Source organism: Pseudomonas gebzensis, assembly GCF_034427815.1.
Classification (GTDB): Bacteria; Pseudomonadota; Gammaproteobacteria; order Pseudomonadales; family Pseudomonadaceae; genus Aquipseudomonas.
The window spans coordinates 148,874-175,036 of record NZ_JAXQNS010000007.1; the positions used below are offsets into that span (position 1 = coordinate 148,874).

General features: G+C 62.0%; 19 protein-coding genes. 10 read left to right on the forward strand and 9 right to left on the reverse strand.

Going from position 1 to position 26,163, the window contains the following annotated elements; translation table 11 throughout:
• Positions 1-24 precede the first annotated feature (24 nt).
• Both SJI00_RS14980 and purU read left to right on the forward strand, forming a co-directional pair.
• Positions 25-657, forward strand: coding sequence for a sarcosine oxidase subunit gamma (locus SJI00_RS14980; RefSeq protein WP_322462490.1), 633 nt, complete (start codon positions 25-27; stop codon positions 655-657).
• A gap of 11 nt (positions 658-668) precedes the next feature.
• Positions 669-1,526, forward strand: a complete 858-nt coding sequence (purU, locus tag SJI00_RS14985; protein ID WP_322462491.1) for a formyltetrahydrofolate deformylase — start codon at positions 669-671, stop codon at positions 1,524-1,526.
• An 86-nt stretch (positions 1,527-1,612) separates the two neighbouring features.
• Here the strand turns inward: purU and SJI00_RS14990 are convergent, their stop codons facing one another.
• Positions 1,613-2,608 carry an RHS repeat-associated core domain-containing protein gene (locus tag SJI00_RS14990; RefSeq protein WP_322462492.1) on the reverse strand — a complete coding sequence of 332 codons (996 nt, stop codon included), beginning with the start codon at positions 2,606-2,608 and terminating at the stop codon, positions 1,613-1,615.
• Positions 2,609-2,868: 260 nt separating this feature from the next.
• On the opposite strand from SJI00_RS14990, the gene fdhA reads away from it, so the two are divergent.
• From fdhA to SJI00_RS15005, 3 genes are all read left to right on the forward strand, one after another.
• Complete coding sequence (fdhA, locus tag SJI00_RS14995; protein ID WP_312932683.1) at positions 2,869-4,068, forward strand: formaldehyde dehydrogenase, glutathione-independent; 1,200 nt, start codon at positions 2,869-2,871, stop codon at positions 4,066-4,068.
• 605 nt (positions 4,069-4,673) lie between these two features.
• Positions 4,674-4,922: a hypothetical protein gene (locus SJI00_RS15000; RefSeq protein WP_322462493.1), complete on the forward strand. Its 249-nt coding sequence runs from the start codon at positions 4,674-4,676 to the stop codon at positions 4,920-4,922.
• Positions 4,923-4,942: 20 nt separating this feature from the next.
• A complete protein-coding gene (locus SJI00_RS15005) occupies positions 4,943-5,215 on the forward strand; it encodes a DUF3077 domain-containing protein (protein WP_322462494.1) in 273 nt (90 codons plus the stop codon).
• A 255-nt stretch (positions 5,216-5,470) separates the two neighbouring features.
• Here SJI00_RS15005 and SJI00_RS15010 read toward each other — a convergent pair whose 3' ends face one another.
• Both SJI00_RS15010 and yihG read right to left on the reverse strand, forming a co-directional pair.
• A complete protein-coding gene (locus SJI00_RS15010) occupies positions 5,471-6,415 on the reverse strand; it encodes an RHS repeat-associated core domain-containing protein (protein ID WP_322462495.1) in 945 nt (314 codons plus the stop codon).
• A 382-nt stretch (positions 6,416-6,797) separates the two neighbouring features.
• Positions 6,798-7,685, reverse strand: a complete 888-nt coding sequence (gene yihG, locus SJI00_RS15015; RefSeq protein WP_322462496.1) for a 1-acylglycerol-3-phosphate O-acyltransferase, YihG family — start codon at positions 7,683-7,685, stop codon at positions 6,798-6,800.
• A gap of 176 nt (positions 7,686-7,861) precedes the next feature.
• Between yihG and rloA2 the strand changes: the two genes are divergently transcribed.
• On the forward strand, positions 7,862-8,362 hold the full coding sequence (gene rloA2 / locus SJI00_RS15020) for a retropepsin-like aspartic peptidase RloA2 (protein ID WP_322462497.1): 501 nt from the start codon (positions 7,862-7,864) through the stop codon (positions 8,360-8,362).
• A gap of 433 nt (positions 8,363-8,795) precedes the next feature.
• Here the strand turns inward: rloA2 and SJI00_RS22620 are convergent, their stop codons facing one another.
• Entirely contained in the window at positions 8,796-9,479 is a 684-nt protein-coding gene (locus SJI00_RS22620) for an RHS repeat-associated core domain-containing protein (protein ID WP_416221048.1), read from the reverse strand.
• 341 nt (positions 9,480-9,820) lie between these two features.
• On the opposite strand from SJI00_RS22620, the gene creB reads away from it, so the two are divergent.
• The 3 genes from creB (at position 9,821) to creD (ending at position 13,448) form a co-directional block, all read left to right on the forward strand.
• The gene (gene creB / locus SJI00_RS15030) at positions 9,821-10,579 is read left to right on the forward strand and encodes a two-component system response regulator CreB (protein WP_322462498.1); all 759 of its coding nucleotides are present in this window, start codon (positions 9,821-9,823) and stop codon (positions 10,577-10,579) included.
• Complete coding sequence (creC, locus tag SJI00_RS15035) at positions 10,579-12,012, forward strand: two-component system sensor histidine kinase CreC (RefSeq protein ID WP_322462499.1); 1,434 nt, start codon at positions 10,579-10,581, stop codon at positions 12,010-12,012. The genes creB and creC overlap by 1 nt, the downstream gene beginning before the upstream one ends.
• 110 nt (positions 12,013-12,122) lie before the next feature.
• Positions 12,123-13,448, forward strand: a complete 1,326-nt coding sequence (gene creD / locus SJI00_RS15040; RefSeq protein WP_322462500.1) for a cell envelope integrity protein CreD — start codon at positions 12,123-12,125, stop codon at positions 13,446-13,448.
• Positions 13,449-13,827: 379 nt separating this feature from the next.
• Here creD and SJI00_RS15045 read toward each other — a convergent pair whose 3' ends face one another.
• The 5 genes from SJI00_RS15045 to aceE all read right to left on the reverse strand — a co-directional run bounded on the left by SJI00_RS15045 (position 13,828) and on the right by aceE (position 22,669).
• Complete coding sequence (locus SJI00_RS15045) at positions 13,828-14,451, reverse strand: glutathione S-transferase (protein ID WP_322462501.1); 624 nt, start codon at positions 14,449-14,451, stop codon at positions 13,828-13,830.
• Positions 14,452-14,454: 3 nt separating this feature from the next.
• A complete protein-coding gene (gene msrA, locus SJI00_RS15050) occupies positions 14,455-15,120 on the reverse strand; it encodes a peptide-methionine (S)-S-oxide reductase MsrA (RefSeq protein ID WP_322462502.1) in 666 nt (221 codons plus the stop codon).
• Between the two features lie 289 nt (positions 15,121-15,409).
• The gene (locus SJI00_RS15055) at positions 15,410-18,097 is read right to left on the reverse strand and encodes a putative bifunctional diguanylate cyclase/phosphodiesterase (protein ID WP_322462503.1); all 2,688 of its coding nucleotides are present in this window, start codon (positions 18,095-18,097) and stop codon (positions 15,410-15,412) included.
• Positions 18,098-18,345: 248 nt separating this feature from the next.
• Positions 18,346-20,010, reverse strand: coding sequence for a dihydrolipoyllysine-residue acetyltransferase (gene aceF, locus SJI00_RS15060; protein ID WP_322462504.1), 1,665 nt, complete (start codon positions 20,008-20,010; stop codon positions 18,346-18,348).
• Between the two features lie 13 nt (positions 20,011-20,023).
• On the reverse strand, positions 20,024-22,669 hold the full coding sequence (gene aceE / locus SJI00_RS15065) for a pyruvate dehydrogenase (acetyl-transferring), homodimeric type (RefSeq protein ID WP_322462505.1): 2,646 nt from the start codon (positions 22,667-22,669) through the stop codon (positions 20,024-20,026).
• Between the two features lie 382 nt (positions 22,670-23,051).
• On the opposite strand from aceE, the gene glnE reads away from it, so the two are divergent.
• Positions 23,052-25,985, forward strand: a complete 2,934-nt coding sequence (gene glnE, locus SJI00_RS15070; protein ID WP_322462506.1) for a bifunctional [glutamate--ammonia ligase]-adenylyl-L-tyrosine phosphorylase/[glutamate--ammonia-ligase] adenylyltransferase — start codon at positions 23,052-23,054, stop codon at positions 25,983-25,985.
• Positions 25,986-26,163 lie beyond the last annotated feature (178 nt).

Consider the following 26,163-nt stretch of genomic DNA (forward strand, 5'->3'; position numbering starts at 1 on the left):
TACAGAATTCAAGGCAGGTAACACATGAGCGCTATCAACGTCTTCGAGCAAAACCCCAGCGGCTCCGCCAAGGCCGAGTCGCCGCTGCACCACGCCGACCTGCGCAGCCTGGTTGGCAAAGGCCGGCAGAACGCAGGCGTGACCCTGCGTGAGCATAAATTCCTCGGCCACCTGACGCTGCGTGGCGATGGCCACGACGCAGCATTCGCCAGCGCCGTGCAGACGGCCCTGGGCATGGAGCTGCCAGGCGCCCTGAAAGTGGTGTCCAGTGGCGACACCTCGCTGCAATGGATCGGCCCGGATGAGTGGCTGCTGATCGTGCCTAATGGCGAAGAAGTGGCCACCGAGCAGAAGCTGCGCGATGCCGCCGCTGGCCTGCACATTCAAGTGGTCAACGTCAGCGGCGGGCAGAGCCTGCTGGAGCTGAACGGCCCCAACGTGCGCCAGGTGCTGATGAAGTCCACCAGCTACGATGTGCACCCGAACAACTTCCCCATCGGCAAGGCCGTCGGCACCGTGTTCGCCAAGTCGCAACTGGTGATTCGCCGCACCGGCGAAGAGCGTTGGGAACTGGTGATTCGTCGCAGCTTCGCCGACTACTGGTGGATGTGGTTGCAGGACGCCTCGGCCGAATACGGCCTGGCCATCGAAGCTTAAGGAGAACGCGCATGAGTCGGGCACCGGACACCTGGATCCTTACCGCCGATTGCCCGAGCATGCTCGGCACCGTCGATGTCGTCACGCGGCACCTGTTCGAGCAGCGTTGTTACGTCACCGAACACCATTCGTTCGATGATCGCTTGTCAGGGCGTTTCTTCATTCGCGTCGAATTCCGCCAGCCGGACGACTTTGACGAAGCCGCGTTCCGTGCAGGCCTTGCCGAGCGCGGTGAGCGCTTCGGCATGGCCTTCGAGCTGACCGCGCCCGATCACCGCCCCAAGGTGGTGATCATGGTGTCCAAGGCCGATCATTGCCTGAACGATCTGCTGTATCGCCAACGCATCAATCAATTGGGCATGGACGTGGTTGCGGTGGTCTCCAACCACCCCGACCTCGAACCGCTCGCCCAATGGCACAAGATTCCTTACTACCACTTCCCCCTCGACCCGAAAGACAAGCCTGGCCAGGAGCGCAAGGTCCTGCAGGTGATCGAAGAGAGCGGGGCGGAACTGGTGGTGCTCGCCCGCTACATGCAGGTGCTGTCGCCTGAGCTGTGCCGTCGCCTCGACGGCTGGGCGATCAACATTCACCACTCCCTGCTGCCCGGCTTCAAGGGCGCCAAGCCGTATCACCAAGCCTACAACAAGGGCGTGAAGATGGTCGGTGCCACCGCGCACTACATCAACAACGACCTCGATGAGGGCCCGATCATCGCTCAGGGCGTGGAGACGGTGGATCACAGCGACTACCCCGAGGACTTGATCGCCAAGGGGCGGGATATCGAGTGCCTGACGCTGGCGCGGGCGGTGGGGTATCACCTGGAGCGGCGGGTGTTTCTAAATGCCAATCGGACGGTGGTGCTTTAATCGCCGGTGGCGGCCGCTGCGCGGGTGAATGCTCTTTCAATGAGCGCTGTATCGGGTCAGGGCAATGGGTTCTCCAATGGCACTGTCTACGGGCGAAGACGATCTACATATTCAGCTGGATCAGCGTTGTGGCTGTAGTAACGACTTTGGCGAACATCTAGAGCCGCTCGTACGTGATGAGGGTCGACCAGTTGCCTCCCAGTAGGGCTGGGTGATCGGCTTGTGGCAGGGGTCGAGTCCTGGCTGGAGCCGGCTGACGATAGGCGTGAGACAGCCCGGGATGCATCTAGTCTTGAGACATGACTCGAGTGAGGCGAATCACTGATGGCTGAGGGCGTTGGTGCAGCGGAAGCTGTGGTCTCAAACGGCTTGCTTTTGGACTGACTAAACCCTCCGCCCAGTTGGCCGGGACGAGCCATATCCGAGCCTGATCCGGTGGCTGAAAGCCCTCGCTCTGTCGCTGTCGGTGGCATCGATAGGGACCAAGAATTTCGCCGCGTGCTTTTCGCTGGCGCTGGGGGTGGGATTGAAGCTGCTGGTCTGGGTTCTATCTCCACCACAGCATTCTTGGATACTCTCATCACCTGCCCGTTGCGCATTGCAACGCGCCTCATTCTCCCGCTCGGATCCACATAGTTGATCGGGTCTCCCTTGCAGTAGCTGTAGGCATTCAACCCGCCCTCTGCGAATGGGCTCAGGTGGTCGGGCGCGTTGAATCGCATGCTCGCAGGGCTGAAAAAGCGATAGCCCTGCCCCAGCGCATAGCCCAGGTGCTGCGCAATCAAGGCTTCGCCGTTGAACCCAAGCACCGTCAGTGCCGAGGGTAGGCTGGCGTCATAGCCGTAAGGCAAATAGTCGTGAGTCTCGTAGCGGCCTTCACGTTGGGCTCGCACTACCGTGCCCTTATCCTCAACGGCCAGCAGACCCGCCGTAGGTTGATCGTATTGCCGTTCGGCCAAAGGTGCGTCTGAGGTACGGAAGATTATGCGGTTGTCGTTACCGCGTTTCACCGTGACGAGTTGGTTGGCCCGGTAGAAGTAGAGCGAATCGCTCGCGGTCATCATGGTTCGTGTCTCGCGCATGGGATGGATGGGGTTGTCGTGCGCTTATTTTGAACAGCCGCAGTCATCTGGCTACTGACAAAACTGATAGACCGCATCACGACCCTGCCGCTCTGAGACATCCCCCTGTCGCTTCCAGTCAGGGCCACCCCTCCCGACAAGACCACAATCAACCCCAGTTCAAAGGGCTGCCTGGCCCTGGTCGTTCCAGCAACACATGCCGTCCACGAGGGACGGCGCTACCCAACGCTGCATAAGTACAAATCAAGCGAGGTATGAGCATGTCTGGTAACCGCGGAGTGGTGTACATCGAGCCTGGAAAGGTCGAAGTACGGACGATTGACTACCCCAAGATGCAAGACCCGCGTGGCAAGAAGATCAATCACGGCGTGATCCTCAAGGTGGTCTCCACCAACATCTGCGGTTCCGACCAGCACATGGTACGCGGCCGTACCACCGCCCAGCTCGGCCTGGTGCTGGGCCATGAAATCACCGGTGAAGTCATCGAGAAGGGCAGCGACGTCGAGCGCCTGCAGATCGGTGACCTGGTGTCCGTGCCGTTCAACGTCGCCTGCGGCCGCTGCCGCTCGTGCCAGGAGCAGCACACCGGCGTCTGCCTCACCGTCAACCCGGCCCGTCCAGGCGGCGCCTACGGTTACGTCGACATGGGCGACTGGACCGGTGGCCAGGCCGAGTACGTGCTGGTGCCGTACGCCGACTTCAACCTGCTCAAATTGCCGAACCGCGACAAGGCCATGGAAAAGATCCGTGACCTGACTTGCCTGTCCGACATCCTGCCCACCGGCTACCACGGTGCCGTCACCGCAGGCGTCGGCCCAGGCAGCACCGTGTACGTGGCCGGTGCCGGCCCGGTCGGCCTCGCCGCTGCCGCTTCGGCGCGCCTGCTGGGTGCGGCCTGCGTGATCGTCGGTGACCTGAACCCGCTGCGCCTGGCCCACGCCAAGTCGCAAGGCTTCGAAGTGGTCGACCTGTCCAAGGACACCCCGCTGCACGAGCAGATCATCGACATCCTCGGCGAGCCTGAAGTGGATTGCGCCGTCGACGCCGTTGGTTTCGAAGCCCGCGGCCATGGCCACGAAGGCGCCAAGCACGAGGCTCCGGCGACCGTGCTCAACTCGCTGATGCAAGTCACCCGCGTGGCCGGCAAGATCGGTATCCCCGGCCTGTACGTGACCGAAGACCCAGGTGCCGTAGACGCCGCCGCCAAGCAAGGCGCCCTGAGCGTTCGCTTCGGCCTGGGCTGGGCCAAATCGCACAGCTTCCACACCGGCCAGACCCCGACCATGAAGTACAACCGCCAGCTGATGCAGGCGATCATGTGGGACCGCATCAACATCGCTGAAGTGGTGGGTGTGGAAGTGATCAGCCTGGATAAAGCACCGGAAGGGTACGGCGAGTTCGATAAGGGCGTGCCGAAGAAGTTTGTGATCGATCCGCACAAGACGTTCAGTGCGGCGTGAGTGAAATGAAGTGACAACGGAGCCCCTCTGATTGAGGGGCTTTGTTTTTTAACGGATGAAGTGGATGTGATCGCGGGAGAGCAGGTTCATACGTACACCTTGTACTGACTGAAACTTCTGCAAGGGCGTGAGGATCGAGCCAGTTGAGCTCACACTTTTTCAAGGTCATCGGGTATTGGCTCAGGTTGAATCACTATCGGCCTCCTACAGCAATGTAAGAAACCTCCCTCCCCAAACATGCTGCTTATTCCAGGCACAGGGAAATATCCTACGAGCCCTGTCGACTTGCTTCTGATTGCCCTTGGAATCCTTGCCCTCTAGGCTCGTTCGGTCGCTGAACGGTTTGGTGATCGGGCGTGGAAACCCGGCAATCACAGGGCCGCCTCATGGCGGTTGTACGCGGGAGGCCGTGAGGCCTGCCGGGGTTTCCTTGTGACCTGGTTTTCCACCCCGCGTACAACTGCCACCCTATCGTCATGACGGCTGTACGCGGGAGGTCTCACAACCTGCCGGGTCCACCATGACCGGTCTTTCCACCCCGTGTACAGCTGTCACCCTTCTGTGTGGAAACGGCCGGGTGGCACTCAACGCTGCATGGTGCCTTGATGAAAAAAATCGTCCCTGATCCGCCAGCCTTGAAACTCGTCAACACCCTCTACCCTTCGATCCATCCTGACCTCCTTCCGCCCGACGCTTTGGCCGTTGCCAGTGACATGCTGCTAGGCATCTCCGAAGTCATTGACGCCCACTGCCGTGCCAATGCCGGCGAAAAGGGCATGATGATGCTGGCCAATGCGCGCCACAGCGCCGACATCGCACACGCGTTGATCGAGCATGCGCTGGTTCGCTTATGAGCTGTGGGGGGATTGGTGCGATGAGCGATGAGCCACCTCTGAACGTCACCCTTGGTATTCGGCAGCTCAGCAAGGCGGGGAAATCGGCGGCTGCCATGTTCCAAGTATTACCTGGCGTGCCGTTCGAGGAGGCCTACGAGCACGTTTCGGTGCTGCTGAGCTACATCCAACACCTCGTTGCCGAAGGCGACTTGCAGGACGATCACAAGCTGCTGGGTGCGGCGGGTTACTTGAGCGCAGTCGCCAAGGCGATCATGGATGACATCGAGATCGCTCGATGCGGTAGAGCATGAGTGTTTCAATAGCCAGGCCGTCAGGTGGAACAGTTAACGAGTCCGGAGTGATAGAAACCGAATTCGATTCGGCTAACAGTCAAGCCGCCACTGCGCTATCCAGCAGCTGCGTGACATGGCCTGTCTATTCCATAATCTGATGGCTGATACTCTTGGGAGCCCCACGCCGATAATGGTTAGATGCCCTGTCGGCGGCGCTCTTGCCAGCTGAGCGCCGCCTGCTTCAATCCTTGCTACGGGAAGAATAAGCTTGTCTCACAAGATTTTCTGCAGACTTTCGCTGTAGCTCCTGATTGCTGCAGATTCAGCTTTTACGGTGTTGATCTTTGCTTGATAGTGTCGAACCAGGTTTTGTTCTCTGTCACGGATCGACACGTAATAGTCCCATAAGTCTGTGTGGGGTTGCTCTCGAGTTGCCGCATCTCGGTACTTAGCGTACTCACGGTAAGCGGCGTGATGTTTTTTTGTTTGGCGTGAGTTGTATTCAATATATTGATTTTGAAGCTCATTGAGCTCCTTTATACGATTGATGTACTTGAGCTTGAGCGGCGAGTGAGTAGTTCCAGATGGGTTTGGACTGCTAGCCTTGATAGCACGTTCCGAGGGATAGGGTGGCAGCGTATCCCTATCGCTCGATGGTGGAACGGGATCGAATATGGGCTCTATCGCGTATTTGTATTTGGGTGGCCTATCCTTTTTGACGTAACTCGGAATTCGAGGTCGAGTACTAAAGCTCAAAACACGCGGTACCTTGAGGTGTCCCGACGGATCCGCATAGTTTATCGGATCGTTTCCGCAGTAGGCATAAGCGCTGACCCCACCATCTGAAAATGGGCTGAATGAGTCGGGGGAGTAACAGCGCATCAATACAGGAGAATATAACCGGTAACTGCCGAGTAAATAGAGCCCAGTCGACCCTGAGGGCTGGCCTGCAAAGCCAATGATAGAAGCCTCTTCAATGTCGGTTCTGGCGTAACCGTAGGTGGAGAATGATTTTCCCCGAACCTCATTGCCTTGTACTACGCTAAGGGGCGTACTGGAATTATCCACTGCCAGCAATGTCATTCGGTCTGTTGCGCCGCCTGAAGTTATTTCAGCCACTGGAGCGCTTGCAGTTCTGAAAAGCGTTACGTCCCCATTGCTGTCAACGAGGCTTTGGATGTTGTTTGCCTGGTAGAATATAAATTTTCCCTGGCTCATGGAGTGAACCCTTTTAGTCGAGTTTTGATAGGCTTTGGAATCATCAGGCTCGAACAATTTTGTTCACGGCACAACTGGTATAAGTATGAGTTCAGAGACCTGTGAACTCGCGGGTTATCGCTCAGGCGCACGCAGATAATGAGGGTCGATGTGCCAGGCTGCCTATCAGCCCACGCACGGTTGTGGCCAAGCACCACCATGGGCATTTCATCTGCTTACGACGCCGCCGTCGACCGACCTTTTTCAGCCCTGAGGTGCTTACAGACACAGTCGCGAAATATGTTTTGCATAAAAAAGCCCTTTTTCAAGGGCGATATTGGGTGTCGCTACAAGGCTCTGGCAAGAGGTCCATGCATTTCAGAGGCTCATCACCCTAGGCACTTCAACGCATCTCCCCACGCAACCTCGCAACCTTCTCATCCTTTTCCGTCCACAGCTCATTCACCCACCCTTGCACGGCCTGCCGAAACACCGGATCGTTCTCGTAATCCCCCGCCCACCACCTGGGGTCCAGCTCGCGCACCTGAATATCCACGATCACCCGACTGATGCTGCCATTGAGCAAATCCCAGAATCCGGGTGCCTTGTCGCCGGGATAGACGATGGTCACGTCCAGCAACGCGTCGAGCTGCTCGCCCATGGCGGCCAATACGAATGCGATACCGCCCGCCCTCGGCTTGAGCAGGTGGCGATACGGTGACTGCTGTTCGGCATGCTTGGCCAGCGTAAATCGCGTGCCCTCCAGGTAATTCACCACATTTACCGGCTGGCGCTTGTACAGCTCGCACGCCGCTTTGGTGATCTCCAGGTCCTTGCCCTTCAACTGTGGATGCTTTGCCAGAAACGCCTTGCTATAGCGCTTCATGAACGGGTAATCCAGCCCCCACCACGCCAGCCCCAATAACGGCACCCAGATCAGTTCGCGCTTCAGGAAGAACTTGAAGAACGGCGTGCGGCGGTTCAGTGCTTCCATCAAGGCCGGGATATCGACCCAGCTCTGGTGATTGCTCACTGTCAGGTACGAGGTATCACGCCGCAGGTTCTCAGCACCGCGGATGTCCCACTGAGTGCGCACGCACACGGCGAAAATCAGCTTGTCGACCTCGGCCCAGGTCTCGGCCATGTACATCACCCCGGCCGATGCGTAATCGCGATAGCGGCCCTTGAGCACCAGCTTGATCAGCGCGAAGGTCAGCAGCGGGACGATCATCACCAGGGTGTTGAGCAGCAGCAGAAGGGCGACACAGGTGCCGGTCAGCAGGCGGCGCATAGAGAAACCTTTGTAGTGGAGTGGCTGGGCGCAATCATAAGCAGGCCGGTGCGCTTCGCCAAATGCGCAGTGGATAAGCGTGCCGGCAAATGTTTCAGAGTATGTTTTTGCACACGCGCCGAACCTCTGCTGTGGCAATACTCTAAGCACCGAACCCTTTCAAGGAAGCTTGCCCTGTGAAATCTTTGCTCGCCGTATTGTCCCTGGTCGCCTTGCCTGTAATGGCTGCCGATCCGACGCTCTATGGCCGCTACGAAAACATCAAGGTGTTGGATGTCGGTCAGACCTTCAAGGCCAAGATGGACACCGGCGCCTACACCGCCTCGCTGTCGGCCAAGGACATCGAGCGCTTCACCCGTGATGGCGACAAGTGGGTCCGCTTCCGCCTGGCGACCGAAGACGCCGACGGCAAGGTGTACGAACACAAGGTCGCGCGCATCAGCAAGATCAAGAACCGCACCGAAGAAGACAGCGAGGGCGACTCGCCGGAGACGTCGAGCCGGCCGGTCGTCGACCTGGAGCTGTGCCTGGGTGATGTGAAACGCACCGTCGAGGTCAACCTCGTCGACCGCAGCAGCTTCAACTACCCGTTGCTGATCGGCGCCAAGGCGCTGCGCGAGTTCAAGGCGGCGATCAACCCGGCCGAGAAGTACACGGCGGGGAAACCGGATTGTTGAGGCGAAGGTAGCTGTGTTGAGCCGATGTACTGCTAGGCACTGTACGAAGAGTTTGGTACGGGCTGGCGCGGAATCTGTAGGCGCTGGCGTGCCGGCAATCGGCGGCGCAGCCGTCGAAACGCTGCCACTCATGGGTGTCTGATACACCGCAAACGCTGGTTCTACGACTGCTTCGCAGCCGGTCGCAGGCAAGCCAGCGCCAGGTCAACGCAGTACATATGTGAGCAGGCTTCTCGTACAAAGCCTAGCGTCGGCTGGCACCGAGTGAGCGGACACCCTCTACAGCCGAGTCGGCTTGTCCGCTCAACGCGCTCGAGGTGCTGGGCGGTGAGCTGGCTAAGTGTTTAGCAGATTGGCCATTACTACAACGTCAACACCATCGGCCATGCTCAGCATCGCTGATGGGAATGCTTGTCCATACATGATTCATCTGTCAATTGCTGTTAGCTCTTATGAGCGTTAATAGATTTTTCATTCGGACCTCAGATTCCTCTAAATCAAATTTCAGGGCGTTCATGAGTGATTCGAAATCGTAGCCTTCAGGCTTGTTCAAGATAGTGTGCGCTGAAGTTAAAATTCTGTGCTTTTTTCTTAGTGGCATGATTTTTTCAAATTCCGTATTGGCCAGAGCCATATATTTTCGACGTGCATGGAAGATATTTTGTTTTACAGGGATTCCATCATTCGACACATACTTCGTATCGTTGGCGAAGCGAAACTTCTTGGTTCTTTCAGTAGGCGTTTTTGGAGGCGGAGGCGGCAGTAAATGCTGACGTTCAGGTGATCTTGACCGCTGAGCTGGCGAGACCGGATGTCGCTTCTCAAAAGGCTTGAGCTGGGCTTTCGCAGAGATGAGCATTTCTTTGCTGAACTGCCCCGTAGGGTCAACGAAGTTCACTGGGTCCCCCGCACAATACGCATAGGCATTGAGCCCACCCCGCCCAAACGGACTGAGACTGTCCACGGCCAAGAACCGCATCAGTGCAGGGCTGTATCCGCGAAATCCCTGACCCAGGAGATAGGTCCGAGAGCACGGGTCGTAGCGCTCTCCGCTAAAACTTGGGTACAGCGCAGAACCATGGTGCCCGTAGGGGCTATAAACGGATGTAGCGAACATTGGGCAAATCCTGTCAAGGCGATGACTGCCAGTATTTGCGTTTCTCCCTGCGCTGCAACTGACAAGACTATCAGTCGATCGACGCGCTCTATGGCCCTGACGGGAACATCGAGGTGTCCAGCCTTGGCCAGACCTTGAGGGCGAAGATAAACGTCGGCACTGACACGGTCTCGCTGTCACCCAGTGCATTGAGCGCTTCACCCGCGCTGGCGATAAATCGGTGCGTTTGCGCCTGGCCGCCAACGATGCCGGCTGTAAGGCATGGGAGTGGAATCGAGTTCGTGAAGCGACATAGAATCGCGTTCAACCTGTAGTCTGCTGCGCTCTCTCATAGGCCCGTCATGCCCCACATCCTGATCGTCGAAGACGAAGCCGCTATCGCCGATACCCTTGTTTATGCCCTGCAGGCCGATGGCCACAGCACCGCGTGGGTGACCCTCGGTAGCGCTGCCGTCGAGCGCCAGCGGGTGGAGCCGGCGGACCTGATCATTCTCGACATCGGCCTGCCGGACATCACCGGCTTCGAAACTTGCCGGCAACTGCGCCGTTTCACCGAGGTGCCGGTGATGTTTCTGACGGCGCGCAATGACGAAATCGACCGGGTGGTCGGCCTGGAGATCGGTGCTGACGACTATGTGGTCAAGCCCTTCAGCCCGCGTGAGGTCACGGCGCGGGTGCGGGCCATTCTCAAGCGCATGGCGCCGCAGATGGCTGTGGCAGGCCCTGCTGCGACCTCCGCCGAGGTCTCTGCCAGGCCCTCTGTGCTGAACGCTGAGTCGGCCTATCCACCCAGCGCGCCAGCGCACACGCCGCTGCACATCGACCTACTGCGCATGCAGATCCGCTACCACGGCCAACCCCTGACCCTGACCCGTCACGAATTTCGCCTGCTGCAGTGCCTGCTCGAACAGCCCCAGCGGGTGTTCAGCCGCGAGCAGCTGCTCGATGCGCTGGGCGTCTCTGCCGATGCGGGCTACGAGCGCAGCGTCGACAGCCACATCAAGAGCCTGCGCGCCAAGCTGCGTCAGGTGAGCGAGACCGGCGAGGCGATCCAGACCCATCGAGGGCTGGGCTACAGCTACAACCCGGAGCAGGCCTGATGCGTCTGGGGATTCGCATCTTCCTGGTGTATTTCCTGTTCGTCGGGCTGGCCGGTTACTTTCTGCTCAGTACCGTGCGCGAGCAGATTCGCCCGGTGGTGCGCCAGTCGTCCGAAGAAACCCTGGTCGACACCGCCAACCTGCTGGCCGAGATTCTGCACGACGACCTCAAGGCCGGCACCCTGGCGCAAGGTCGCTTGCCCGCATTGCTCAAGGCTTACGGCCTGCGCAGCCCCGGTGCGCAGATCTGGGGGCTGGGCAAGGATCAGGTCAGCCACCGGATCTACGTCACCGACGCCCACGGCATCGTGCTGCTCGATTCGAGCGGTGAGGCGCTGGGCAAGGACTACTCGCGCTGGAACGACGTTTACCTGACCCTGCGCGGCCACTACGGTGCGCGTTCCACGCGCAGCATCGAGGGCGATGAAAGCAGCTCGGTGATGCACGTTGCCGCGCCGATCTTCGACGATGGGCAGATCATCGGCGTGGTGACCGTGGCCAAGCCGAATGCGTCGCTGCAACCCTATATCGATCGCTCGGAGCGCCGCCTCTTCACGCTGGGGCTGGCGTTGATCGGCCTGGGCTTGCTGGTGGGGGCGGCGCTGTCGTGGTGGCTGACGCGGTCGCTGAGACGGCTGACGCGCTACGCGCAGACCGTCAGCGCCGGCGAGCGGGCCGAGCTGCCGTATTACAAGGGCGGCGAGCTGGCGCAGCTGGCCCAGGCGGTGCAACGCATGCGTACAGAGCTGGAAGGCAAGGCCTATGTGGAGCGCTACGTACACACCCTGACCCATGAGCTGAAGAGCCCGCTGGCGGCCATCCGCGGCGCCGCCGAGCTGTTGCAGGGCGATATGCCGCCGGCGCAGCGGGCACGCTTTGCCAGCAACATCGAAGGTGAGAGCGAGCGCTTGCAGCAAATGGTCGAGCGCTTGCTGGACCTAGCCCGCGTCGAGCAGATGCAGCGCCTGGACGATGAGCAGCCGATTGCCCTGGCCCGCCTGCTCGATGAATTGCTGGCGGCGCATGGCCCGCGCATCCAGGCAGCCGGGCTGCAGGTGCGTCAGCAGGTGCCGGCAGCGCTGAGGGTCAGGGGCGATCCGTTTCTGTTGCGTCAGGCAGTCAGCAATCTGCTGGATAACGCCCTGGACTTCACCCCGACTGGCAGCGCCTTGCTGTTCGAGCTGGTGCGTGACGAGGCCTGGGCGGCGCTGAGCCTGTTCAACCAGGGGCCGGCGATTCCCGATTATGCGCTGGGGCGTGTGAGCGAGCGTTTCTATTCGTTGCCGCGACCCGCTACCGGGCGCAAGAGCACCGGCCTTGGCTTGAATTTCGTGGCCGAGGTGATGCACTTGCATGGCGGCGTGCTGCGTGTCGAGAACGTCGCCGAGGGCGTGCGGGTGAGCCTGTGCCTGCCGTTGCGGCGGGTTTGCTGAACGTTCTCCACGCAGGCCCCACACAAGCCCCACACAAACGCCACACGGGCTCCCCGAAGGCTCCTTAGCGGCCGCGCATGCTGCGCTCATCGCCCACCGGAGCCCTTACCATGAACAAACCTCTCGGATTCAAGCTTGGCATGATCGCCTTGCTGATGCTGTTGCTGCTCATCCCGCTGCTGATGATCAGCGGCCTGATCACCGAGCGCCAGCACCAGCGCGACAGCGTGCTGCGCGACATCGGCCAGAGCGCCAGTTTCGAGCAGCAGGTTGCCGGGCCGATGATCGTCGTGCCCTACCGCAAGACCGAACGAAGCTGGGTGGAGAAGGAGGGTCAAAACGTGCCGCAGACGCGCACCGTCAGCGGTCTGCTGTACGTCTTGCCAGAAACCCTCGACGCCGGCCTGAAGGTGGATACCGAGTTGCGCGCGCGGGGGATCTACCAGGCGCGTTTGTTCCATGCCAAAGGCACGCTCAGCGGCCGCTTCAAGTTGCCGGCGCACTGGGGCGTGGAGGGCAACGTCGAGGACTACCGCTTCGACACGCCATTCTTGGTGGTGGGCATCAGTGATGTGCGCGGCATCGAGAACCTGCCTGCGCTGCGTCTGGGCGAGCGCACCTTGGCGTTCGAGGCCGGCACCGGGCTGGACTGGCTGCAAGGCGGTATCCACGCGCCGCTGCCTGAGCTGAACCTGCAGCAGGGCGGGGAACTGGACTTTGCCGTTGACCTGGCCCTGCAAGGCACCGGCGAGCTGCATGTGGTGCCGGTCGGGCGCAGTAGTACGGTAAACGTGCAGGCCAACTGGCCGCACCCGAGCTTTATCGGCAACTACCTGCCCAACCGCCGCGAGGTGACTGCGAGCGGCTTCACCGCCCACTGGCAGACCTCGTTCTTCGCCACCAACCTCGAAGATGTGCTGCGCCGCTGCACGGCAGACCAGGGCTGCGCAGGTTTCGAGGGGCGCGCCTTTGGTGTGAGCTTCATCGACCCGGTCGACCAGTATCTGAAGAGCGATCGGGCGATCAAGTACGCGGTGCTGTTCATCGGCCTGACGTTCGCCGCGTTCTTCCTGTTCGAGGTGCTCAAGGCCATGAGCGTGCACCCGATGCAGTACGCCCTGGTGGGGGCAGCGCTGGCGTTCTTCTACATGCTGCTGTTGTCGTTGTCCGAGCACCTGGGCTTCGCCCTGGCCTATGGCCTGTCAGCGGCCGCATGTGTGCTGTTGATCGGCTTCTACCTGAGCTACGTGTTGCACAGCGCTGGGCGAGGGGTGGGCTTCGCGGCGGGGCTGACGTTGCTCTACGCGCTGCTGTACGGCTTGCTCAGCGCCGAAGACTACGCGCTGCTGATGGGCTCGCTGCTGTGCTTCGCGCTGCTGGGCGTGTTCATGGTGCTGACGCGCCGGCTGGATTGGTCGCGGGTGGGGAGAGCGTGATGCGCGAGGACAAGATGATAGGGCGGTGGCTGGCGGAGCGGGTGGGAGCGTTGTTTGCAGAGGCAGCGTTGCAAGGTCCATAGGTCCACCCGCGTGTTGCGTGAGCGGCGGCTTCGTTGGGCACCCGCAAAGGGCGCGGACTGTCTGGGAGGGGCAGGTGGCTGAAAGGAGGCGGCTGCGCCGCCCATCGCGAGCAAGCTCGCTCCTACACTGAGTTTCACAGGGGCCTGGAGCGGCCGGTCCGGCGCTCCGGATTGCCGCGATGGCCGGCGCAGCCGGCCCATTTCAGCCACCGCGAACCGGCAGGTAGATCGAGGTGGCAGCCTGGGGCCGGCTGCGCCCCCCACCGCGATCAGAAGCCGCTGGGCGGGACGAATGATCAGAGCACCGGCACCGTCGCCAGCATCGACGGCCGTTGCGACACTTCGGCATACCACGCCGCCAGCCCAGGTTGGCGTTCCCGCCAGCCGAACGCGGGCTGGCGCAGGTCGAGATAACCCAGCGCGCAGGCCAGGCCGATGGCCGCCAGGTCGAATCCGGAGGCCAGCTCCGCAAGGTGCTCCTGTTCCAGATTGGCCAGGCTGCGGCGGATCTTCTCGCTCTGGGCATCAAGCCAGCCATCCCAGCGTTTGTCGTCTGGGCGTAGCGCCACTTCGTAACGGCTCGACACTGCTGCATCGAGAATCGCATCGGCCTGCGAGGCCAGGGTCATCCGTCGCCAGCGTGGCGAGCCTTCGCGGGGCAGCAGCGGCAGGCCGACGTGCTGCTGGTCGAGGTACTCGCAAATCACCCGGCTGTCATGCAGCACGGTGCCGTCGGCCAGGCGCAAGGCCGGGATCTTGCCAATGGGGTTGTCCTGGTTGAGCTGCGCGTCATCCTGCACCGGGCTGATAGTGACCGGGTGCAGGGCGACCCTGTCGAGCTGGTCGGTCTCGTGCAGCACCACCATGACCTTGCGCACGAACGGCGACAGCGGCGAATGGAACAGCGTCATCGTCGCCATGGCTCAGTTGCCTTGCAGGCTAGGCGGCATGCACACGCCCGTACCGCCGATGCCGCAGTAACCTTGCGGATTCTTGGCCAGGTACTGCTGGTGGTAAGCCTCGGCGAAGTACACGGTCGGTGCTTGTGCCACCTCGGTGGTGATGGCGCCGAAGCCGGCCTTGTCCAACTCGGCCTGGTACGCCGCTTTGCTGGCCTCGGCCTGTTCCAGCTGCTCAGGGCTGGTGCAGTAAATCGCCGAGCGGTACTGGGTGCCGACGTCGTTCCCCTGGCGCATGCCTTGGGTCGGGTTGTGCAGTTCCCAGAACATTGCCAGCAGTTCGCGGTAGCTGACCTTGGCCTTGTCGAACACCACCAGCACCACTTCGGTGTGGCCGGTCAGGCCGGAGCAGACTTCTTCGTAGGTCGGGTTGGGCGTGTTGCCGCCGGCGTAACCGACCACGGTGCTGACCACGCCTTCGCGCTGCCAGAAGCGCCGCTCGGCGCCCCAGAAGCAGCCCAGGCCGAAGATGGCGAAATCGACATCTTCGAAGAACGGGCCGAGCAGTGGGGTCTCCTTGAACACGAAGTGGGTTTCAGGCAGCGCCATGGGCGTCTCGCGCCCAGGCAGCGCCTGTTCAGCGGTAGGGAGGACGTTTTTGTGCACCAGAATTTCCGAACGCAGGACCATGGCTGTACCTCAGGGATTGTGCGGTGATGAAGGTGTGTCGCTTGAGCATCTAGGCAGGCGCTTGTGCAGGGAGGAGGCGCCCGTGAATGGTTTCCTATAGTGCCCGAGCGCACTCGCGCTGTCAGGCCACCGGGTTGCGTGGAGCGGGTTTGAGCGCTGGAGCGAGCGTTGCAGGTGGGCGTCTGCCCGCTGCAACGCGCACAAGGCGCTGATTGTGTGGCCGCCATCAGGCCGTGCAATGGCTGATCGCGAGCAAGCTCGCTCCTACAGAGGCGTTATGGCGCTGCTGTCAGGCCCCTGGTCCGCGCGGATAGCGCAGCAGGCGCTCGGCCAGTTCCCGGCCCGGAATCGGTCGGTCGAACAAATAACCTTGGCCCACATCACAGCGGTGCCGGCGCAGGAACGCCAGTTGCTCCGGCGTCTCGATGCCCTCGGCCACGACCTTGAGCTTGAGGTTATGGGCCATGGCGATCACCGCCGAGGTGATTTCCATGTCGTCCTGGTTGGCCGGTATCTCGTTGATGAAGCTGCGGTCGATCTTGAGGATGTCGATGGGGAATTTCTTCAGGTAGCTCAGCGACGAGTAACCCGTGCCGAAGTCGTCCATGGCCAGGGTCATGCCCAGCAGCTTGAGCTCATCGAGCTGGCGACGGGTGTCGTCGGTGGCTTCGAGCAGCAGGCCTTCGGTGAGCTCCAGTTCCAGCAGGTGCGCCGGCACGGCTTCCTGTTCGAGGATGCTGGCGATCGAGCTGACCAGCTCCGGGTCGGAAAACTGCTTGGGCGACAGGTTGATCGCGACATGCAAGGTGCCCAGGCCTGCCTCTTGCAAATGGCGGGTCATGCGGCAGGATTCGCGCAGCACCCACTTGCCGATGGGAATGATCAGCCCGGTTTCTTCGGCCACGCTGATGAACTGATCGGGGCGGATCATGCCGCGCTCCGGGTGGTTCCAGCGCAGCAGCGCTTCCAGGCCCAGCAGCCGACCACTGCGCAGGCACAGCTTGGGCTGGTAGAACACCTCCAGCTCGTTCTGCGCCAAGGCGCGGCGCAGGTTGTTTTCGACGAACAGCTTGTAGCTCGCCTCGGCATTGAGCACCTCGGTGAACACTTGCAACTGGTGTTTGCCGTTGGCCTTGGCCTTGTGCAAGGCGAGCCCGGCGTTCTTCATCAGGGTCTGCGGGTCGCTGCCATGCAGCGGTGCGCAGGCCAGGCCCACGGAGGCGGTGATGTTGATCAGCTGGTTGTCGACGAACATCGGCCTGTCCAGCGTGCGCAGCAGCTGCTGGGCGAGATGCTGGCCGTCTTCGATGCTGGTGTCGTCGAGCAGCACGGCGAACTCGTTGCTGGCCAGGCGCGCCAAGGTGCTGGCGGTGTTCAGGCTGTTGCGCAGGCGGCGCGCCAGGCTGATCAGCAGCTTGTCGCCGGTGTGATGGCCGAGGCTGTCGTTGATCCGCTTGAAGTTGTCGATGTCCACCAGCAGCAGGCAGATCGGGCTGGCGTCCTGGCGAGCGAAGCGTTGCTCCACGCTGCGGATGAACGCCTCACGGTTGCCCAGGCTGGTGAGGTTGTCGGTGTAGGCCAGGCGCTCGATGCGTTGCTGCGCCAGCTTGGTCTCGGTGATGTCTTCGTAGATGCCGATGTAGTGGGTCAGCTCGCGGTGATCGCCGTACACCTTGGAGATCGACAGTTGCCCCCAGTAGGGTTCCAGGCTCTTGCGCCGGCTCCTGAACTCGCCCTGCCAGCTGTTGCCGATGTCCAGACTCGATGGCGAAGCAAAGAGGATGTCGCTGAGGTTTTCCAGCGCCGGCAGTTCGCTGACGTGGCGGCCCTGCACTTCCTCGGTGGTGTACTGGGTAATGGCGGTGAAACTCGGGTTGACGTACTCCACCACGCCGTCGCGGTTGACCAGCAGAAAGGCGCTGGCGCTCTGTTCCACCGCGCGCTGGAACAGGTGCAGGGCATTGGCAGCGGCGCGTCGCCTGTGGTTGGTGATGACCTGGGCGAACTGATCGGCCAGTTCGCCGGCGAAGGCGATTTCGTCCGATTGCCAGGCCCGCGGCTGGGCGGTCTGTTCCAGGCACAACACGCCCACCACCTGCCCATCGACGCGAATGCTGGCGTCGAGCATGGCGTTGTCTTCGGGGAACAGCGTGCAGGCCATTTCCCGGGTCCGTGGGTCATGGCTGGCGTTATGGGCATCGATGGCACGGCTGGTGTGCAGCGCATCGAGGTAGTCGGGGAAGCGGCTCGCGTCGATTGGCGCCAGCAGCCGGTGCTGAGCCTCGGCGCGGTGCCAGGCACTGATCGGTTCCAGACGCTGTTCGTTGAGGTGCCAGATGCTGGCCGAGTCGACCTTGTAGATTTCGCAGGCAGTGCGGGTGATCAGCTCGGCCGCTTCGAGCAAGGAGTTGCCTGAACTGTAGCGCTGGCGGGCCAGGCGCAGGATCAGGTCTTGCTGGGCACGCACGCGTTCGAGCTGTTCGAGCTGGTCCTGCTGGGCGCGCTGATTGAGTTGCAAGGCCAGTTGCAGGCGGTTGTTACGGGTTTCCAGGGCCTGGGCGTCGAGGTCCTGATCGTCCTGCTGGTCATCGAGAATGGTCAGGTAGCCGCGCAGCAGCTGGCGGTTGTGCTGCTTGAACACCTCGCCGATTTCCAGCACGCGCAAGGGGCCTGGCTGGCTGTGCAAGGTATAACGCACACGGTAATGGCTGCGCCCGGTGAGCTGTAACTGGATCTCGTCGTGCAGGCGGTAGCGGGCTTCGGGCTCCATGAAGCTGGCAAACGGCGAGCCGATGATGGCGCAGAGTTCACCGGCGACCAGCCCGAGCGTGCGCTCGCAGGCAGGGTCAAGGTAGAGCATGGCCCAGTTGGCTTCGTTGAGCCGCTCGAAACGCAACATGCCGAGCCGCGAGGGCACGGGCAACTGCGTGACGACCTCGGCCACCGTACGGCTGGCGGCATCGGGTTGGCTTTTCATCGAAGACTCACTTCAGGGGGGCAGCCTTGTTGGCAGGGCGTCTGGCAAGGTTGCATCATTGTGCCAGGAGCTGGCAAGCGGCCATGTGCCGCGCCGGGTGCTGTCTGTCGGCGGGCGCGTGGCGCGGAACGAATGATTCCCCGGCAAAAAAAATCCCCGCCAGAAGGCGGGGTTGAGGTACGAGCGTGGCAGCTCGCTAAAGCAGTGTCGGCGGCAACCGGGAGCACCCGGTCGCCGCCGTTGCAGCATTACAGCAGCAGCGTGCGGATGTCGGTCAGCACATCGCCCAGACGCTTGGTGAAGCGTGCAGCGGCGGCGCCGTTGATCACACGGTGATCGTAGGACAGCGACAGCGGCAGCATCAGCTTGGGCTGGAAGGCCTTGCCATCCCAGACCGGCTGGATGGTGGCCTTGGAAACACCGAGGATCGCCACTTCCGGCGCGTTGACGATCGGCGTGAAGCCGGTGCCGCCAATGTGGCCGAGGCTGGAGATGGTGAAGCAGGCGCCTTGCATGTCGTCAGCCGAGAGCTTCTTGGTGCGGGCTTTTTCGGCCAGGGCCGCAGCCTCGGCAGCCAGCTGCAGCAGGCTCTTCTGGTCGACGTTCTTGATCACAGGGACCAGCAGGCCATCCGGGGTGTCCACGGCGAAACCGATGTTGACGTACTTCTTGCGGATGATCGCCTTGCCGCTTGGCGCCAGCGAGCTGTTGAAGTCTGGCATTTCCTTGAGCAGGAAGGCGCAGGCCTTGAGCAGCAGGGGCAGCACGGTGAGCTTGACGCCGGCTTTCTCGGCGACGGCTTTCTGTGCGACGCGGAAGGCTTCCAGCTCGGTGATGTCGGCCGAGTCGAACTGGGTAACGTGGGGCACGTTCAGCCAGCTGCGGTGCAGGTTGGCAGCACCGACCTGCATCAGGCGGGTGAGGGCCACTTCTTCGACTTCACCGAACTTGCTGAAGTCCACGACCGGGATCGGCGGAATGCCCGCACCACCGGTAGCACCACCGGCAGCGGCCGGGGCCTCTTTGGCCTTCTGCATCATCGCCTTGACGTAGACCTGCACGTCTTCCTTGAGGATGCGACCGTGCGGGCCACTGGCGCTGACGGCGCCCAGCTCGACACCGAATTCACGGGCCAGCTGACGCACGGCAGGGCCGGCGTGGACCTTGGCATTGCTCGCGGCTGCCGGGGCAGCTGCGGCAGGCGCCTGGGCTTGATCGGCGGCCGGCTTGGCAGCAGGTGCGTCGGCTTTGGCCGACGCCTCGGCCTTGGCCGGCTCGCTGGCGGCTTTCTCCGGCGCAGCAGCAGGCGCTGCACCGGCGATTTCCAGCTTGAGGATCAGGTCGCCGGTGCCGACTTCGTCGTCCAGCTTGCAGATCACTTCCTTGACCACACCCGCGGCAGGGGAGGGGATCTCCATGGAGGCCTTGTCGGACTCCAGGGTGATCAGCGACTGGTCGGCTTCGACGGTGTCGCCGACCTTGACCAGCACTTCGATGATCTTGGCCTTGCCCGACGAGCCGATGTCCGGCACGTGGATGTCCTGCACACTGGCAGCCGCCGGGGCGGCTTGCTGAGCAGGCGCGGCTTGCTCGGCAGGCTTTTCAGCTGACGGCTCGGCCGGCTTTTCAGCGGCAGCTGGCTTGTCTTCGGCGGCGGGTGCCTCAGGCGCCGAATCGGCGCCCTCGGCTTCCAGCACCAGCAGTTCGTCGCCTTCTTTCAGGCGATCGCCCAGCTTGACCTTCAGCTCCTTGACCACACCGGCCTTGGGCGCTGGGATCTCCATGGAGGCCTTGTCGGACTCCAGGGTCAGCAGGCTTTGATCCGCCTCGATGCGGTCGCCGACCTTGACGAACAGCTCAATGATTTCACCTTCACCGCTGCCGATGTCAGGTACGCGAATGAGTTCGCTCACTTATAAATACTCCTCAGCAGTCCAGTGGGTTGCGCTTGTCCGGGTCGATGCCGAACTTGGTGATGGCATCGGCCACCACTTTCGGTTCGATCTCGCCACGGTCAGCCAGGGCTTCCAGGGCAGCCAGCACCACGAAATTGCGGTCGACTTCGAAGAAGTGACGCAGCTTCTTGCGGCTGTCGCTGCGACCGAAGCCATCGGTACCCAGGACTTTGAACTCTTTGCTCGGCACCCACTGACGGATTTGCTCGGCGAAGATTTTCATGTAGTCGGTAGAGGCCACCACCGGCCCTTTACGACCGGTCAGGCACTGCTCGACGTAGGTCTGCTGTGGCTTCTGGCCAGGCTTGAGGCGGTTGGCGCGTTCTACGGCCAGGCCGTCGCGGCGCAGTTCGTTGAAGCTGGTAACGCTCCACACGTCGGCACCGACGTTGTACTCCTCGCGCAGAATCTTCGCCGCTTCACGCACTTCACGCAGGATGGTGCCCGAGCCCATCAGCTGAACGTGGTGCGCTGCATCGCGGGTGTCTTCTTCGAGCAGGTACATGCCCTTGACGATGCCTTCCTCGGCACCGGCCGGCATGGCTGGCTGCTGGTACGACTCGTTCATCACGGTGATGTAGTAGAAGATGTCCTGTTGCTCTTCGGTCATCTTCTTCATGCCGTCCTGAATGATCACCGCCAGCTCGTAGCCGTAGGTCGGATCGTAGGTGCGGCAGTTCGGAATGGTCCCAGCCAGCAGGTGGCTATGACCGTCTTCGTGCTGCAGGCCTTCACCGTTGAGGGTGGTGCGGCCAGCGGTACCGCCGATCAGGAAGCCACGGGTGCGGCTGTCGCCAGCGGCCCAGGCCAGGTCACCGATACGCTGGAAGCCGAACATCGAGTAGAAGATGTAGAACGGCAGCATCGGCTGGTTGTGGTTCGAGTACGAGGTGCCGGCGGCGATGAACGACGACATGGCGCCGGCTTCGTTGATGCCTTCCTCGAGGATCTGACCTTTCTTGTCTTCGCGGTAGAACATCACCTGGTCTTTGTCGACAGGCTCGTAGAGCTGGCCGACCGACGAGTAGATGCCCAGCTGGCGGAACATGCCTTCCATACCGAAGGTACGGGCTTCGTCCGGGATGATCGGCACGATGCGCGGGCCGATTTCCTTGTCCTTGACCAGCTGCGCGAGGATGCGCACGAAGGCCATGGTGGTGGAGATTTCACGGTCGCCCGAACCGTCCAGGATCGCCTTGAGGGTGTCCAGGGAAGGGGTCGGGATGCTGAAGCTCTTGGCGCGGCGCTGTGGCACGCTGCCGCCCAAGGCTTCGCGACGCTTGGCCAGGTACTTGGCTTCGGCGCTGTCTGGCTCTGGCTTGAAGAACGGCAGGTTCTCCAGCTCGTCGTCCTTGACCGGAATGTCGAAGCGGTCACGGAAGTGACGCAGGCTGTCGACGTCGACCTTCTTGGTGTTGTGCGCGGTGTTTTTCGCTTCGCCCGCACCGGTGCCATAACCCTTGATGGTCTTGGCCAGGATGACGGTCGGCTGTTCCTTGTGGTTCACAGCCTGGTGGTAAGCGGCATAGACCTTGTACGGGTCGTGGCCACCGCGATTGAGCTTCCAGATCTCGTCGTCGGACAGGTGCTCGACCATGGCCTTGAGTTCTGGCGAATTGAAGAAGTGCTCACGGACGAACGCGCCGTCCTTGGCCTTGTAGTTCTGGTACTCGCCGTCGATGACTTCGTCCATGCGGCGCTGCAGGATACCGTCGGTGTCCTTGGCCAGCAGTGGGTCCCAGAAACGGCCCCAGACGACCTTGTTGACGTTCCAGCCACCGCCACGGAACACGCCTTCGAGTTCCTGGATGATCTTGCCATTGCCGCGAACCGGGCCGTCGAGGCGCTGCAGGTTGCAGTTGATGACGAAGATCAGGTTGTCCAGCTTCTCGCGGCCGGCCAGGGAGATCGCGCCCAGGGATTCCGGCTCGTCGCACTCGCCGTCGCCCATGAAGCACCAGACTTTCTGCTTACCGGCCGGGATGTAGCCGCGCGCTTCCAGGTACTTCATGAAGCGTGCCTGGTAAATGGCCTGGATCGGGCCCAGACCCATGGACACGGTCGGGAACTGCCAGAAGTCGGGCATCAGCCACGGGTGCGGGTACGAGGACAGACCATTGCCGTCGACTTCCTGACGGAAGTTGTTCATCTGGTCTTCGCTGATGCGGCCTTCCATGAAGGCGCGGGCGTAGATGCCAGGGGAGGCGTGGCCTTGATAGAAGATCAGGTCGCCGCCGTGTTCGTCGGTCGGGGCCTGGAAGAAGTAGTTGAAGCCGATGTCGTACAGGGTGGCGCTGGAGGCGAAGCTCGAGATGTGTCCGCCCAGGTCCGAGTCTTTCAGGTTGGTGCGCACTACCATGGCCAGCGCGTTCCAGCGAACCAGCGAGCGAATGCGGCGTTCCATGAACAGGTCGCCAGGCATGCGTGCTTCGTGGGTCACGGGAATGGTGTTGCGGTACGGCGTGGTGATGGCATACGGCAGCTGCGAGCCACTGCGGGTGGCCAGCTCGCCCATACGGGTCATCAGGTAATGAGCGCGGTCTTCGCCTTCTTTGTCGAGGACCGACTCCAGGGCATCCAGCCATTCCTGGGTTTCGATTGGATCGAGGTCTTGCATGGCTTGCTCCAGGGCGGAAAGGCAACCAGAATCGGGAGCCTGAGTTTGCGACTGGCCTTATGGGCAGACGTCGTGAATTCTTGGATTGCCGGCGTGATATCCGGCGGCGTGTAGTTTTACTACAAATGCTTTCGGATTTCATGCTTTTGCAGAGAGGGGGTAGTAGTAAAACTACAGAAAGACGACGTCAGATCGCCCTTCAGCTTGTGGGAAAAATCGTTCCCGTAACTTAAAAATGCGTGGTGATTCGCACTTTATTGAGGTTTTCTGCTGCGTAAATTCATTACGGAGCTATTTATAACTTTTTGTATACACTTCTCAAAGGTCAGACTTCCTTATGGACGCTGCCTTCCCCGTCTCAAATGCCGATCAAGGATAGCCCATGCGCCAGCCTTTGCCGCCCTCTCTGCCCGCCGCACTGCAACCGATCGTCGCCCGAAACCAGCAATGGCTGGCAGAGGCCGTGGCCGTTCATGCCGCGCTCGATCCCGCGCAGTGGCCTACCGGGCAGCGTGAGCAGTTCGAGCAGGTGGTGGCGGCCAGTGACTTCGTCATGCAGCAGGTGGTGCGCGAGCCCGTGGTGTTCTGCGAGCTGATCGGCAGCGGTGAGCTGCAGCGGGCCCTGGCCCCGGGTGAGCTGTGCGCACGCATTGCCACAGCGGTGCAGGCGGCGCAGAGCGAGGATGAACTGGGCCGCGTACTGCGCCATGAGCGCAACCGGCAACAGGTGCGCATCATCTGGCGCGACCTGACCCGCCAGGCCGAACTCAAGGAAACCTGCCGCGACCTGTCGGACCTTGCCGACGCCTGCATCGACCAGGCCTACCAATGGCTCTACCCACGCCACTGCCAGCAGTTCGGCACGCCGATTGGCGCGCGCAGTGGCGAAGCGCAGCACATGGTGGTGCTGGGCATGGGCAAGCTGGGTGCGGTGGAGCTGAACCTGTCGTCGGACATCGACCTGATCTTCGCCTTCCCCGAAGGCGGTGAAACCCAGGGCGTGAAGCGACCGCTGGACAATCAAGAATTCTTCACCCGCCTGGGCCAGCGGCTGATCAAGGCGCTGGACCCGGTCACCGTCGACGGCTTCGTGTTCCGCGTCGACATGCGCCTGCGCCCTTATGGCTCGTCCGGCGCGCTGGTGCTGAGCTTCAACGCGCTGGAGCAGTATTACCAGGACCAGGGCCGCGACTGGGAGCGCTACGCCATGATCAAGGCCCGCGTGGTGGCCGGCGATCAGGCAGCCGGTGCGCAGTTGCAGGCCATGCTGCGCCCGTTCGTGTACCGCCGTTACCTGGATTTTTCCGCGATCGAAGCGCTGCGCACCATGAAGCAGCTGATCCAGCAGGAGGTGCGGCGCAAGGGCATGGTCGACAACATCAAGCTCGGTGCCGGCGGCATCCGCGAGGTGGAGTTCATCGCCCAGGCGTTCCAGCTGATCCATGGCGGGCGTGACCTGAGCTTGCAGCAGCGGCCCTTGCTCAAGGTGCTGGCGACCCTCGAAGGGCAGGGCTATCTGCCGCCTGCAGTGGTGGCCGAGCTGCGTGATGGCTATGCCTTTCTGCGCTACACCGAGCACGCCATCCAGGCGATTGCCGATCGGCAGACGCAGATGCTGCCGGAAGATCCCGTGGACCGCGAACGCGTGGCGTACATGCTGGGTTTCGCCGACTGGGCGCAGTTCCATGAGCGTCTGATGCAGTGGCGCGCGCGCATCGACTGGCATTTCCGCCAGGTGATCGCCGACCCCGATGAAGACGAAACCGAAGGCGAACTGGTGGTGGGTGGTGAGTGGTCGCCGCTGTGGGAGCAGGCCCAGGATGAAGAAGCGGCCTGCCGACAGTTGCAGGAAGCCGGCCTGCAGCAACCGGCCGAGGCCTTGCGACGCCTGACAGCGCTGCGTTCCAGCCCGTCGTTGCGTTCGATGCAGCGCATTGGCCGCGAGCGGCTGGATGCGTTCATTCCGCGCCTGCTGGCCCAGGCCGTCGAACACGCGGACCCCGACCTGGTGCTGGAGCGGGTGCTGCCGTTGGTCGAAGCGGTGGCGCGGCGTTCGGCGTATCTGGTGCTGCTCACGGAAAATCCCGGCGCCCTGCGGCGCTTGCTGACCCTGTGTGCGGCCAGCCCATGGATCGCCGAGCAGATCACCCGTTTCCCGTTGCTGCTCGATGAACTGCTCAATGAAGGCCGGCTGTTCAGCCCGCCACTGGCGCCGGAACTGGCCTCGGAGCTGCGCGAGCGCCTGATGCGCATTCCCGAAGACGACCTTGAGCAGCAAATGGAGGCGCTGCGTCATTTCAAACTGGCCCATAGCCTGCGCGTGGCCGCCTCGGAAATCACCGGCAACCTGCCGCTGATGAAGGTCAGCGACTACCTCACCTGGCTGGCCGAGGCGATTCTGGACCAGGTGCTGTTCCTCGCCTGGCGCCAGACCGTGGCGCGCCATGGTCAGCCGCAGCGCAGCGATGGCAGCCTGTGCGAGCCGGGCTTCATCATCGTCGGTTACGGCAAGGTGGGTGGTATCGAGCTGGGACACGGCTCTGACCTCGACCTGGTGTTCATCCACGACGGTGACCCGAATGCCGACACCGATGGCGCCAAGCCCATCGACAGCGCGCAGTTCTTCACCCGCCTGGGCCAGCGCATCATTCACTTGCTGACCACGCAGACCAACTCCGGGCAGCTGTATGACGTGGACATGCGCTTGCGCCCGTCCGGGGCCTCGGGCCTGCTGGTGAGTTCGCTGGGCGCCTTCGAGCGTTATCAGCAGAACGAAGCCTGGACCTGGGAGCACCAGGCGTTGGTCCGGGCGCGGGTGCTGGTGGGCTGCAAGGAGGTGGGCGCTGCCTTCGAGGGCGTGCGCGCGCGGGTGCTGGGCAAGGCGCGTGAAGTGAAGGCGCTGCGTACCGAGGTCAGCGATATGCGGGCCAAGATGCGCGCCAGCCTGGGCACCAGAAGTACCGCGGCGGGGACGGCGGCGAACGCCTTTGACGCCGGCGTGCCGTTCGATCTGAAGCAGGACGCCGGCGGCATCGTCGACATCGAGTTCATGGTGCAGTACGCCGCCCTGGCGTGGTCCCATGATCATCCGGCCTTGCTGCGCTGGACCGACAATATTCGTCTGCTCGAAGAGCTCGAACAGGCCGGCCTGATGCCCGCTGCCGATGCTGCGCTGCTGCGCGAAGTGTACAAGGCCTTCCGCTCGGCCTCGCACCGCCAGGCGCTGCAGAAGCAGGCTGGGGTGGTCGATGCCAGCCAGTTCGCTGACGAGCGCCGCGAGGTGCGGCGGATCTGGGGTGAGTTGGGTCTGGGCTGACGGTTGTTGCGGCGTGGTGGCGGTTATTGAGCGCCACTGGGGCCATGCGGTGCTTGGGTTGGGCTGCTGTGCAGCCCATCGCGGCTGACCGGCCGCTCGTACACCGACCGCGGTGGGCAGGGGCATTGCGCCCTATCTTGGCAAAACGCGCGGTCCCTATTGGCGCGGCTTTAGCGGC

Coding starts and splice junctions, on each gene's coding strand:
- yihG (WP_322462496.1), bottom strand. CDS start 7,685: ATGCGCCGCCTGCTGACCGGCACCTGTGTCGCCCTTCTGCTGCTGCTC.
- SJI00_RS14980 (WP_322462490.1), top strand. CDS start 25: ATGAGCGCTATCAACGTCTTCGAGCAAAACCCCAGCGGCTCCGCCAAG.
- creB (WP_322462498.1), top strand. CDS start 9,821: ATGCCCCACATCCTGATCGTCGAAGACGAAGCCGCTATCGCCGATACC.
- creD (WP_322462500.1), top strand. CDS start 12,123: ATGAACAAACCTCTCGGATTCAAGCTTGGCATGATCGCCTTGCTGATG.
- SJI00_RS15010 (WP_322462495.1), bottom strand. CDS start 6,415: ATGAGCCAGGGAAAATTTATATTCTACCAGGCAAACAACATCCAAAGC.
- creC (WP_322462499.1), top strand. CDS start 10,579: ATGCGTCTGGGGATTCGCATCTTCCTGGTGTATTTCCTGTTCGTCGGG.
- fdhA (WP_312932683.1), top strand. CDS start 2,869: ATGTCTGGTAACCGCGGAGTGGTGTACATCGAGCCTGGAAAGGTCGAA.
- SJI00_RS15055 (WP_322462503.1), bottom strand. CDS start 18,097: ATGAAAAGCCAACCCGATGCCGCCAGCCGTACGGTGGCCGAGGTCGTC.
- msrA (WP_322462502.1), bottom strand. CDS start 15,120: ATGGTCCTGCGTTCGGAAATTCTGGTGCACAAAAACGTCCTCCCTACC.
- SJI00_RS22620 (WP_416221048.1), bottom strand. CDS start 9,479: ATGTTCGCTACATCCGTTTATAGCCCCTACGGGCACCATGGTTCTGCG.
- glnE (WP_322462506.1), top strand. CDS start 23,052: ATGCGCCAGCCTTTGCCGCCCTCTCTGCCCGCCGCACTGCAACCGATC.
- SJI00_RS15000 (WP_322462493.1), top strand. CDS start 4,674: ATGAAAAAAATCGTCCCTGATCCGCCAGCCTTGAAACTCGTCAACACC.
- SJI00_RS15005 (WP_322462494.1), top strand. CDS start 4,943: ATGAGCGATGAGCCACCTCTGAACGTCACCCTTGGTATTCGGCAGCTC.
- purU (WP_322462491.1), top strand. CDS start 669: ATGAGTCGGGCACCGGACACCTGGATCCTTACCGCCGATTGCCCGAGC.
- aceE (WP_322462505.1), bottom strand. CDS start 22,669: ATGCAAGACCTCGATCCAATCGAAACCCAGGAATGGCTGGATGCCCTG.
- SJI00_RS15045 (WP_322462501.1), bottom strand. CDS start 14,451: ATGGCGACGATGACGCTGTTCCATTCGCCGCTGTCGCCGTTCGTGCGC.
- SJI00_RS14990 (WP_322462492.1), bottom strand. CDS start 2,608: ATGCGCGAGACACGAACCATGATGACCGCGAGCGATTCGCTCTACTTC.